Source organism: Chamaesiphon sp. OTE_75_metabat_556, from assembly GCF_031378165.1.
Lineage (GTDB): Bacteria > Cyanobacteriota > Cyanobacteriia > Cyanobacteriales > Chamaesiphonaceae > Chamaesiphon.
The window spans coordinates 1-11,135 of the sequence record NZ_JANNDR010000421.1 but is presented as its reverse complement, the minus strand read 5'-3'; the positions used below and the strand labels follow the sequence as shown (position 1 = coordinate 11,135).

Here is an 11,135-nt window from a genome sequence, read left to right as displayed (position 1 = left end):
CGTTGGCGGAGCCTCTCCCCGGAGAATCGCTTTTCTGACGGGTGCCGCTGGAGCCGATATCGGTTACTGGCTGACTGGCGATCCATTTTGGGCGCGGGCGGCAATGTGGTTAATCGGTTCTGGCTTCATCGCTGGACTAGTTGCTGCCCTCACGGGGATGCTAGATTTCGTGCGGATCGATCGTGTCAAAAAGCATAGTGCTGGCTGGATTCACATGGCAGGTAACGTCACCGCCTTAGCCTTAACCTTCGTCAACTGGTACTTGCGTTGGGATAACGTCGAAGCTGCAATTCTACCCACAGGCATCATCATCTCGATCGTTGTCGCTTCACTACTCGGTATTACTGGCTGGTATGGTGCCGAACTAATTTATCGCCACAAAATTTCCGTTATTGGTGCTAGTAGTCGGCACGAACCATAATCGATAACTTAGCGAATGGCAGATCCCCGACTTCTTCAAGAAGTCAGGGATCTAATGGTATAAGAAAATGCAAAAATTTGACTACAACCTCGATTTTAGAACGATCGACTTTCGCCAGCAACCCGAACTCTATCGCATCGGCAAAGGCGAGCAAGGGGTATTACTCGTACAGCCCTACAAAAACGAGATCTTACCCTACTGGAAATTCCATACCCCTGATATCGCCCGTGAATCCGCCCAAAAGATCTACAGTTTATTTCTCGAAGATAAAGCTAGCCAAGATTTCGTGGGCATGGATATGGCGCGCAAATTCTTGCAAATGGGCTATACCCGATCTCGTCGCTATGCCAATCACAAATCGGGTCGTAAATATGCCAAAGATTCTCAGCTAATTCTGCCAAACGTCGAAGATCCACTTAAAGCAGAATCGGCCCAGATCTTCGCTGAATTTTGGCAATTAGCCAAAACAGATGCTGCATATCTAGTGATGCTTGATCGCCACGAACGGCAATCGGCGGCATGATGGCTGCAAGCGATCGCCACACTATTCAATATTAACCATTAACTGTTAATAGTTGGATTTTTGACGCTATGAGGCTAATTAACACGATCGCACCCAAAGTTCTCCGAAAATAATTGACACCTTGAAATAGCTCTAGGATTGCCCATGTAAACAACGCTCCAGTCGCTAAAAGGTCTAAGCCAAAGTTAATCTGACCAGTCTTAAAAACTAGCTGCGACAAACTAGCCGCCAACCAAATCAAGATCGGTACATTAGGTGGTTGACCAATGACGATTTCTCCATTCTTGTCTCGAAAAAAATTGTCAAAGAATGCGTTATTCATGGATAGCTAGGATTTTAATTAATTCGGGGTATTTAGGCGACGAAATGCCACTCGATTGAGTCGATCGGTGATTGTTTTAGTGCCATCACTAATTCGCAATCGGTCTCGAATTTCATCTGAGTGAGATAACAAGCATCGATGCAAACCGTAAACTCTTTGTCTGCAAACGGCCACGGCTTGACCGTCAGCGTATCATCGCTGCGTTGCAAAATATCGTGCCGCTCGCCAGTCGGGCCAGTAGCAATTTCTAGCCACCGTTCGCCGTCAGGAAGCTGTCGCTGACACAATATCAACGATAGTCGATCGTCTCGATCGAATGCGCTGTCAGATCCGATTTGCACCAATATCCTGCAATTTGGGCGGCTAGAAGGGCATGAGCGCGGTGGTAAATAATCTCCCAGGTTATCTGTGAGGTTAACTATCATTCAATTGGGCAATGCTATCCGTCCTAACTATTAGTTTGCATGTTGTGATTTACCAGCTTCTTGAACGTCGTGTTCGGTTTTGAGCCGCGACACCACGTTGTAAGCATTGGCTTTGGGTGGAGCGGCATCTTCTTCGATCCCTTCAGTCGGGCCGCCGATCTCCTGCCAAGCAGCTAGACCGCCCATGATGTGGGTGACGGCTTCAAAGCCAGCTACTCTGAGCATCTGTGCTGCTGCATGCGCTCGATCGTCAGTGTCACCGTAGATGTAGATATCGTGCTGGGGTTGGAGTGTGGATTTCATCTGATCGAGTTGCTCGATCGGCATCGAAATTGCCCCAGTGATGCGCCCTTGGTTGAATGCTTCTCGATCGCGAATATCGATAATCGATAGGGCGGGTTCTGCCCATTCTAGCCGCGTTTTCAGGTCGTAGGCCGTCGATTCCTCTTGGAGGATCACGGGTGTGGGCGTGAGTTTGGACAAAGCATCTTGGACGCCTTCAACAATGTCATGTAAATCTGCCATGAATATTTGGTCATAAATTTCAATCTTGCATTTACAGCATGGCAGTATCCTGCGGGAATCTCTTCTACCGAATGGTAGATCGTGATCGGGATGTTGGTGATCGCGGGGCAGAAGCGATCGAATATCTTGCTGTCATATGTAGATTTTTCAGCTATTGAGGTAGCACTTTTTACACCAATTTCATCATAGTCACCAGGTTAATACGATTTGTAGATTGAGATGTTTCTCGCAAAATCTTAAATATTTATCTAGATTAACGCAAGACTAAAATGCTCGAATAGCGGCAGAACAAGAACGCGATCGATTCTTCAATCTGTCGATCGATCAGTTGCAGTCGGCGAACTAATTGTGGAAACGATCGATTCCCTAGCACCACCACCGACTTTCCAGCTCGCGATCGCCAAAAATTTACCGATTCTCCACGCCAGGCGGCTGTTGTTGAGTCAAGTATTTGCCAATCCGATCGGTAACGCCATCAAGCATCAAGATCGCATTGAGGGGGCAATCCACATCGGTAACGCCGAACGCAGCGATGTATATGAATTTGCGATCGCCGATGATGACGCTGGCATCCCACCGGAGCAACACGATCCAGCAATTCCAAATTCAAAATATTTTACGATTCTCCACCAACGATCGATGCAATTTTACTCGATTATCATTTACCCGATGGGGATGGGCTAGAATTTTTAGTCGCATTAGCCGCTGGTAGCGATCGGATGGCTCCACCCGTCATCATGTTGACAGGGCAAGGGGATGAACGGATTGCCGTTCAGGCGATGCGATTGGGTGTCCGGGATTATTTGGTCAAGAGCGATCTGACACCAGAGCTGTTGCAGTTGGCGGTGCGAAATGCGACGATCGACAAACCAGGCTCCGCCACCGCAAACCGCTGGCAGGGGCAATTGGCTGAGAGCGGAGATACTCCGGCACAGCAGCGCAACCAAAGCAGTCGAACATCTGTTCGACAGATGTTCGACTGCTTTGGGATCTACTCGGCGATGCGTGACTCGTCTGGGCAGATTAGCGACTTCCGGTTTGACTATCTCAATGAATCAGCACTAGAAAGCAATCAGATGACTGTTGACGATTTGGGCAAAGGTGTATGTGAGCTGTTCCCGAACATGCGGGAGTCGGGATTGTTTGCAGAATACGTGCGGGTGGTCGAGACAGGAGCACCACTAATTAAAGAAGACTTAACTTATACGGATGTCTTTGGGGGTCACAGCCTGACTCGTGCCTATAGCCTTCAGATCGGTAAATTAGATGATGGGTTTACGGCTTGCTGGCGAGATATCATCGCCCAAAAACAAGCCGAACTCATGCTGTGTGCTGAGAACGATCGGATTACCAATATCTGGGAAAGCATGACCGATGCCTATGTCAACCTCGATCAAGATTGGCGGATCGTCTATACCAATCGCGCGGCAACGACCGCCTTTTGTCAATTAACTGGTCTAACATCTGAAGAATTTTTGGGTAAAACCCATTGGGAAGTTTTTCCCAGTTTGGTAGGAACGATCGTCGATCGGGAATATCACCGTGCGATGACCGATCTAGTGGCGGTACATCTGGACGTATTTTACGAGCCAACTAGGACTTGGCTTGAGGTTCATGCCTATCCTTCGGACGCAGGCTTGGGGGTTTATTTTCGAGATATTACCGAACGCCAGCGGCTCGCAGCGGAGCGGCTCGACGCGGAGCAAGAGCGAGATCGCTTTTTCAATTTATCGATCGATATGTTGGCGATCGGCAGTTTTGATGGCTATTTCACGCGATTAAATCCCGCATTCGAGCAGATTTTGGGCTTCACCAATGCCGAGCTGATGGCTCGACCATTTATTGATTTTGTGCATCCCGACGATCGCGCGCACACGATCGCTGGTGCTCAAAGTTTGACCCAAGGCGATCGGGTAGTTAATTTTGAGAATCGCTATCGGTGTAAAGATGGTTCCTATCGCTGGATCTCGTGGAGTGCGATGCCATACGTTCAGAGTAATGCCTGGTATGCGATCGGGCATGATATTACCGATCGCCAACAGATCGATCGCGACTTGCGCGAATCCCAGGATCGATTGCGGGCGGGGATTGAAGTGGCGGGTGTGGGTTTAGCGAGATTTGACTATGCCACCAATCTGGTCGAACTCTCGCCCGAAGCTGCGATGATGTATGGATTCGACCCAGATACATCATTCGTCACCCGCGCACAGATCCATGAGACATTTCACCCCGACGAACGCGCCACCCTCGAACAGACGATCTCCCAGTTGCTCGATCCAGCGGGTAAGGGTTGGTTTGCCCAAGATCATCGGGTCGTCTGGCCGAATGGCGAAGTCCGCTGCTTGAGCGTTCGCAAACAAGTCTTTTTCGACCGTGCGGGCACAGTTGAGATCCCCCTTCGGGCGATTCTTGCGGCGATCGACATTACCGATCGCAACCAGACTCTCGCCGATCTCGAAGCCCGAAACCAGGAGCTAGACAGCTTTGTTTACATTGTGTCCCACGATCTCAAAGCTCCCCTCCGCGCTGTTGCCAATCTCTCTGAGTGGATTGAAGAAGATCTCGCAGGTGCGCTCACAGTCGCCAATCAAGAGCAAATGATGCTGTTACGGAGCCGAGTATATCGGATGGAATCAACGATCGATGGACTGCTCGACTATGCCCGGATCGGTTGCACGGATGATCTCAATGAGCCAGTTGACATCGCCCAATTGTTAGCGGAGACGATCGATCCGCTGGCAGCACCGCCGACATTTACGATCTCGATCGCCCAAAACCTGCCCACGATCGACACCAAGCGACTGCTACTGACTCAAGTATTTGCCAATCTGATCGGCAATGGCATCAAACATCACGATCGCGTGGATGGATCGATTCAGATTGGGATTGCCGAACGCGATAATTTCTATGAATTTACGATCGCCGATGATGGCCCAGGCATTGCACCGGAGCAACACGATCGGATGTTTAAAATCTTCCAAGCGGTGAACCCCCAAAAGCGATCGGATAGTACGGGCATTGGCCTGGCGATCGTCAAAAAAATTGTCGAAGCTGAAGGTGGCACCATTTGGCTAGAGTCCCAACTGGGTGAGGGTACCACCTTCTATTTCACTTGGCTGCAGCGGTCTTGAGCTAACGTGCATACACATCTCTTGAGAAAAGTGAAATTGGTGTGTATCCCCCTCGGTACTAGACTGTACTCAGTTCGATTTCGTCTAACAAAACGATGGTTTCCGGGCCGATTCTACCAAATTGAGGTTCCACCCCTTGCGGCATCTCGATCGCATATTTTCAATTACCATGCTCAAATTTAAAGCCTTTGATAACACCTTCTCCACCAGCAAAACTCACATGTTGGTTTCGATCGAATCGGTGATTTGCGATAAAGTTTTTTGACATCAGTCAAGCTCGGCTATCTGGATGTTGACACTACCAATTACAACACAAAGATATATATTGTCTTCTCTATATTTATAGGTAGATCGAGCGATATTATGTACGCTTTGATTTCTTTTATTGGAAGCTTTTAAAAGCTATGAATACACAAACAAACATGTCCAGGAATATACAGAAGTCAAAAATATTGATCGATTATTCTAGGTAACGATTTCCATAAACTTACGCACCACTGCAAAAGCTTGAAACTGCTGGAGAGCAATCATCATCAAGATGATTGCGGCCGAAATCTATCGGAATAAACCGAGAATTGATCTTCTAGTCACACTTGTTGTTACATATCGCATTGAAAAAAAATTGTAGACCTGATAGGCTGAGTGCATACGATCGAGTTAGATCGTATCAACCGATCATTTACAACACCTTTTGTTGTTGTCACTGAAAATGATGCTTCCGACCATTACAGTGCTAATTGTTGAAGATTTGCTAGTAAATCGAGAGCTATATCGATATTGCCTGCTTGATGATGTAAGCTGCGCTTACAGCGTATTGGAAGCAGAATCAGTGGCCGAGGGACTGGAATTGTGCCGGACGAGATCGATCGATGCCATTTTGCTTGACTACTCGTTGCCCGATGGGGATGGGCTGGAGTTTTTAGAGACATTGGCCATTCAAAGTAATCACAATAGTCCATCGGTCGTGATGATGACGGGGCATGGCAACGAAAGTATCGCCGTGCGAGCGATGAAACTCGGTGCCCATGATTATTTAGCCAAGCACAAATTTACACCAGAGCTATTGCGATCGACCATGCGTAGCGCGATCGAAAATGCCCGTCTACGGCGGCAACTGCGACAACGGGAAGAGCGGTTTCAGGCATCTGTCGAAAATATGCTCGAATGCTTTGGGATCTACTCGGCACTGCGCGATGATGCTGGACAGATTCGCGACTTCCGGTTTGATTATCTCAATGCCGCTGCCTTAGAGAGCAATCAGATGACCGCAGCCGATTTGGATCGAGGACTGTGTGATGTGTTTCCGGCGATTCGGGAGACAGGATTGTTTGCTGAATACTGTCAGGTTGTAGAGACGGGCACACCATTAGTCAAAGAAGATTTAGTTTACTCAGATGTGTTTGGGGGGAAAATACTTACTAGAGCTTACAATATCCAGATCGCCAAATTAGATGATGGATTTGTGGCTTCCTGGCAAGATATCACGGCTCAAAAACAAGTTTATTTGGCGCGGATCGCCGCCGAACAAGAACGCGATCGGTTTTTCAATTTGTCGATCGATCTGCTAGCAGTTGCCAATTTTGATATCCATTTCACTCGCTTAAATCCAGCATGGGAAAAGCTGTTAGGTTTCACGATTGCAGAGCTAATGGCTCGACCTTTTATCGACTTTGTGCATCCTGAAGATCGAGCGACTACACTAGCTGCTGCCAAGCAAGCCAGCAGAGGAGAAATGGTGACTAGTTTTGAAAATCGCTACCGCTGCCAAGACGGATCTTACCGGTGGCTGCTATGGAGTGCGATGCCGTATGTCGAGCAAGCGTTATTTTATGCGATCGCTCATGATATTACCGATCGCAAACAAGCCGAAATTGACCTCGCATGGCGCAATCAAGAGCTAGATAGCTTTGTGCATATTGTCTCCCACGATCTCAAAGCACCCTTACGGGCAATTGCCAATCTCTCCCAGTGGATTGAAGAAGATTTCCAAGGCGCAATTTCGGCACATAGCCAACAGCAAATGACCCTGTTACGCAGTCGAGTATATAGCATGGAAGCCAAGATCGACGGACTGCTTGACTATGCCCGCATTGGCAAAACAGATGCCGAGAGCGAGCTAGTCGCTACCGCTCAACTAGTAGCAGAGATAGTCGAGATACTCGCGCCTGCGCCCACATTTACGATCTCGATCTCCCCAGCTCTACCGATCCTATCTGCCAATCGCTTGTTATTGTCGCAAGTGTTTGCCAATACGATCGGCAATGCGATCGAGCACCACGACAGAACTGATGGCTTAATTAAGATCTCCTGCCAAACCCGCAGCGATTGCTATGAATTTGCGATCGCCGATGATGGCGTCGGGATTGCCCCAGAACATCACGAGCGGATCTTTGGGATTTTTCAAGCCATGAATCCCCAAAATCGATCGAATAGTACCGGCATCGGACTCGCGATCGTCAAAAAAATCGTCGAAGCTGAAGGTGGCACCATTTGGCTAGAATCCCAGATGGGTGAAGGGACAACCTTTTATTTTACTTGGCCGAAGCCGGGTCGATCCGATCTTGGGGACGGGGAGACGCTTGCCGCCAAATTCTCCACCATCTATCCTCTACCCCCTAACCTCTCTCGTTCGGTAGAGGAAAAAAGCTCGAATTTCTCTGATAATTCAAAGGAAAGTAACTTGTAAACCAAACCTAAAGTAAGGATGCAAGTAGAGGAGAATGCTTTGACTGCCATCCGTTTGCCCGCACAGCTAGTAGCTCTGGCCTCCGAACTCCAGCCCACCCAACTCAACCTGGACGATCTACTTCAACAAACAGTTGCAATCGCCAGTTTTTGCGCTCAAAATGCAGCGGCGATCGATCGGCATGGAGCTGATCCCGCCCGCGAACTAGAATCGATCGCCAGTGCTGGTTTATTAGTGGCACCGTTAGCACCCAATTTTGGTGGCTTGGGACTGGGAATCGAGACTAGTTCGATCTCCGAGTTGCTTCAGATTTTAAAAGCGATCGGGCGCGCGAATTTAGCTGTCGGGCGCATTTATGAAGGTCATGTGAATGGGTTGCAACTCCTCCAAACCTTTGGCACGCCGTCTCAAATTGCCACATACGCCCAGGATGTTCGCGATCGACACAAAATCTTTGGTGTCTGGAATGCCGAGGCCGAAGATGGCGTCAAAATCCTCCCGCTCGGTGATGGCAAATATCGCTTAGAAGGTGCCAAAACCTTTGCGACTGGCTGCGGCTGTGTCGATCGACCCTTTGTCGGCGGCACCTTACCCGATGGCCAATGGCAACTGTGTATCGTGTCGATGGAGGAAGTCACCACGGCGATCGATTCTGATTGGTGGCAACCAGCGGGGATGCGAGCGACAGCTAGCTACAAAGTCGATTTTACAGGTGTCATCTTAGACCACAGCGAACTGATCGGGCAACCTGGAGACTACTATCGCCAACCGTGGCTGACAGCGGGCGTAGTCCGGTTCGCCGCCGTCCAGCTCGGCGGTGCCGAAGCTTTATTTATCGCCGCCCGTCAATTTTTGCAATCGATCAATCGAACCAAAGACCCCTACCAAGAACAGCGGTTTGGCACGATGGCGATCGGCCTTGAAAGCGGCCAGCTCTGGCTCCAAGGTGCTGCCGCCCAACTCCAGCAGTACCATTCCATTTTCGCTGGCGATTCGGCACTCCCCAACCCTAGAGCGCAGAGCCTGGTTGCTTATACCAACATGGTACGCACCGCGATCGAGCAAATCTGCATGGACGCGATCCAACTGGCCGAACGCTCGGTCGGCACGCGTGGATTGTTGCCACCGGAGCCGATCGAGCGGATCGTCCGCGATTTGACCCTTTATCTACGTCAACCAGCTTTTGATGCCGCGCTGGCCAGCGTGGGTCGCTATGCGCTCCAAACCCCCGCGACCGAACCACTGTGGAGACATGAACCAACTACCCCAAAGTTTTAACGATCACATGACAGACGAGGGTGAGCGCGATAGTCTCGATGAACCCGATCCCCTCACCCCCGCACCCAGATTTGGCCGGAGGGATCGCAAATTGCTGCCAATGAGTGGGGACGCTAGCACCAGCAAGCTGTTATTGGCCGATCCCAAGCAGCTACCACTGCGAGACCTCAGCAAGATCTCCCGCCAACGCGTGGTCGTCGTCGCGCCCCATCCCGATGATGAAACACTTGGTTGTGGTGGCGCGATCGCCTTAATGTGTGCCAAGGGCTATGATGTCAAGGTTTTGGTCGTCAGCGATGGCACCCGATCGCACCCCAATTCGCAACAATACCCCGCCCCCGCCCTTCGCGCGCTCCGCGAGCAGGAAACGATCGCCGCACTAGAGATTTTAGGGATCGAAGATCGATCGCGAGTAACTTTCTTAGGTCTGCCAGATGGCGCGGTACCAAGTATTACTTCGCCAGCTTTTCAGATCGCCAAATTACGTTGTCAACGCTATTTAAAACAGACGTTACCAGATACGATTTTCCTGCCGTGGCGTGTCGATCCTCATGCCGATCATCGAGCGACTTGGCAACTAATTCAAGCCGCAATCTTGAGCCTGGGGATCTCACCCCAACTAATTGAATATCCGATCTGGGATTGGGATCTTCAGCAGCAGCACAGCAGTCCAGATCTCGATCAGATCTCTGGCTGGCGATTGGATATCAGTCAAGTATTGCCACTAAAAACCCAAGCGATCGCGACTTATCGATCGCAACTAGGTGAATTAATCGTTGATGACCCAGTTGGTTTTTATTTGACCCCAGAGTTACTAACCAATTTCACCCGTCCTTGGGAAGTTTATTTTGAGGAAATATGACAAAATCACCTAAATCTCGATCGCTAACTACGGATTTCTTTGAAGCTCTCTATCGCGAAAATCCCGATCCGTGGCAGTTTGCCACGAGTGAGTACGAAGCTCAAAAATATGCCACCACCCTGGAGGCATTACCGCGCGAGCGATATGCCGCTGGATTTGAAATTGGCGGCTCGATCGGGATTATGACCGAACAATTAGCCCAGCGATGCGATCGATTATTATCGATCGATGTGTCTAGTATCGCCCAATCACAAGCTATCCAGCGATGCCAGCATCTCACCAACATCGATTTCCAACTGATGTCAGTACCGCACCAATTTCCAGATGATGCTTTCGACTTGCTCGTCCTCTCCGAAGTTGGCTACTACTGGTGCTGGGACGATCTTCACAAAGCTCAAAATCTGATCCTCGATCGCCTACAACCGCAGGGACATTTGCTCTTAGTCCATTGGATTGTCGATGCCAGAGTTCTACCACTAACTGGTGATGAAGTTCACGATTCTTTTCTGGAACTCGTACCCGATCGATTCAAGCAAATCCACAGTTTAACAACCGATAAATATCGACTAGATCTATTAGAAAAAGTCTAACTAACGTGAGTTTGGGTTAAGGATTTCCGATTAATCCGATTAATGACTCCTGGCTTCGTTTTTGAACCGCTCCAAAAAATCAAACCCAACCCACAGACCGATTCCCATTGCCAAGCTAATGCGTTCGCGTAGCGTCTCGTAGCGAAGCGTCTCCGAAAGGAGAAGAGAAGCGCGCCCCGCTACTCACAAGTCGAACCTTACGCAGGGGAGTTTGAGAGGGCGGCGACCCAAATCACGCGGAGGTTTCCTCCGCATGTGTTTGGGTCAAGACGCGTCCCGCCTCCTCAACGGGGGGACTGGGGGTCGGAGCGATGCGCGCTCGTTGGGTTCCCCAACGGTTTAGCGCATCAAGACAACCCCCAGATCCGGGTT

The 11,135-nt window shown here is 49.6% G+C and carries 12 protein-coding genes; 8 read left to right on the top strand and 4 right to left on the bottom strand.

The genetic code is table 11. The annotated features are described in order from the left end of the window. Both RMO27_RS17125 and RMO27_RS17120 read left to right on the top strand, forming a co-directional pair. The coding region (locus RMO27_RS17125; protein WP_309734708.1) for a DUF2231 domain-containing protein at window positions 1-421 on the top strand (421 nt) is incomplete at its 5' end. 67 nt (window positions 422-488) lie between these two features. Then, complete coding sequence (locus tag RMO27_RS17120) at window positions 489-944, top strand: DUF4385 domain-containing protein (RefSeq protein ID WP_309734706.1); 456 nt, start codon at window positions 489-491, stop codon at window positions 942-944. 31 nt (window positions 945-975) lie between these two features. On the opposite strand, the gene RMO27_RS17115 is transcribed toward RMO27_RS17120, so the two are convergent. The 4 genes from RMO27_RS17115 to RMO27_RS17105 are packed head-to-tail and all read right to left on the bottom strand — an operon-like array spanning window position 976 to window position 2,216. After that, on the bottom strand, window positions 976-1,266 hold the full coding sequence (locus RMO27_RS17115; RefSeq protein WP_309734704.1) for a hypothetical protein: 291 nt from the start codon (window positions 1,264-1,266) through the stop codon (window positions 976-978). A 32-nt stretch (window positions 1,267-1,298) separates the two neighbouring features. After that, window positions 1,299-1,607 carry a DUF3891 family protein gene (locus RMO27_RS17110; RefSeq protein ID WP_309734702.1) on the bottom strand — a complete coding sequence of 103 codons (309 nt, stop codon included), beginning with the start codon at window positions 1,605-1,607 and terminating at the stop codon, window positions 1,299-1,301. Further along, window positions 1,556-1,672: a DUF3891 family protein gene (locus RMO27_RS23935; protein ID WP_396133742.1), complete on the bottom strand. Its 117-nt coding sequence runs from the start codon at window positions 1,670-1,672 to the stop codon at window positions 1,556-1,558. Before RMO27_RS23935 ends, RMO27_RS17110 begins: the two co-directional genes overlap by 52 nt. A gap of 49 nt (window positions 1,673-1,721) precedes the next feature. Continuing rightward, window positions 1,722-2,216: a rhodanese-like domain-containing protein gene (locus tag RMO27_RS17105; protein ID WP_309734700.1), complete on the bottom strand. Its 495-nt coding sequence runs from the start codon at window positions 2,214-2,216 to the stop codon at window positions 1,722-1,724. 348 nt (window positions 2,217-2,564) lie between these two features. On the opposite strand from RMO27_RS17105, the gene RMO27_RS17100 reads away from it, so the two are divergent. The 6 genes from RMO27_RS17100 to RMO27_RS17075 all read left to right on the top strand — a co-directional run bounded on the left by RMO27_RS17100 (window position 2,565) and on the right by RMO27_RS17075 (window position 10,763). Next, window positions 2,565-2,900, top strand: coding sequence for an ATP-binding protein (locus tag RMO27_RS17100; protein ID WP_309734697.1), 336 nt, complete (start codon window positions 2,565-2,567; stop codon window positions 2,898-2,900). Then, window positions 2,828-5,347, top strand: coding sequence for a PAS domain S-box protein (locus tag RMO27_RS17095; protein ID WP_309734710.1), 2,520 nt, complete (start codon window positions 2,828-2,830; stop codon window positions 5,345-5,347). Before RMO27_RS17100 ends, RMO27_RS17095 begins: the two co-directional genes overlap by 73 nt. 709 nt (window positions 5,348-6,056) lie before the next feature. After that, window positions 6,057-8,033 carry an ATP-binding protein gene (locus tag RMO27_RS17090; RefSeq protein ID WP_309734695.1) on the top strand — a complete coding sequence of 659 codons (1,977 nt, stop codon included), beginning with the start codon at window positions 6,057-6,059 and terminating at the stop codon, window positions 8,031-8,033. Between the two features lie 18 nt (window positions 8,034-8,051). Then, entirely contained in the window at window positions 8,052-9,311 is a 1,260-nt protein-coding gene (locus RMO27_RS17085; protein ID WP_309734692.1) for an acyl-CoA dehydrogenase family protein, read from the top strand. Then, window positions 9,286-10,173 (top strand): PIG-L deacetylase family protein, encoded by an 888-nt coding sequence (locus tag RMO27_RS17080; RefSeq protein ID WP_309734691.1) that lies wholly within the window; start codon window positions 9,286-9,288, stop codon window positions 10,171-10,173. The genes RMO27_RS17085 and RMO27_RS17080 overlap by 26 nt, the downstream gene beginning before the upstream one ends. Further along, window positions 10,170-10,763 (top strand): SAM-dependent methyltransferase, encoded by a 594-nt coding sequence (locus RMO27_RS17075; protein ID WP_309734690.1) that lies wholly within the window; start codon window positions 10,170-10,172, stop codon window positions 10,761-10,763. The genes RMO27_RS17080 and RMO27_RS17075 overlap by 4 nt, the downstream gene beginning before the upstream one ends. The last annotated feature ends 372 nt before the right edge of the window (window positions 10,764-11,135 follow it).

Bases quoted from the DNA above. Each gene is read 5' to 3' on its own strand.
- RMO27_RS17120 (WP_309734706.1), top strand. From the start codon at position 489: ATGCAAAAATTTGACTACAACCTCGATTTTAGAACGATCGACTTTCGC.
- RMO27_RS17115 (WP_309734704.1), bottom strand. From the start codon at position 1,266: ATGAATAACGCATTCTTTGACAATTTTTTTCGAGACAAGAATGGAGAA.
- RMO27_RS17105 (WP_309734700.1), bottom strand. From the start codon at position 2,216: ATGGCAGATTTACATGACATTGTTGAAGGCGTCCAAGATGCTTTGTCC.
- RMO27_RS17090 (WP_309734695.1), top strand. From the start codon at position 6,057: ATGATGCTTCCGACCATTACAGTGCTAATTGTTGAAGATTTGCTAGTA.
- RMO27_RS17085 (WP_309734692.1), top strand. From the start codon at position 8,052: ATGCAAGTAGAGGAGAATGCTTTGACTGCCATCCGTTTGCCCGCACAG.
- RMO27_RS17080 (WP_309734691.1), top strand. From the start codon at position 9,286: ATGAACCAACTACCCCAAAGTTTTAACGATCACATGACAGACGAGGGT.
- RMO27_RS17075 (WP_309734690.1), top strand. From the start codon at position 10,170: ATGACAAAATCACCTAAATCTCGATCGCTAACTACGGATTTCTTTGAA.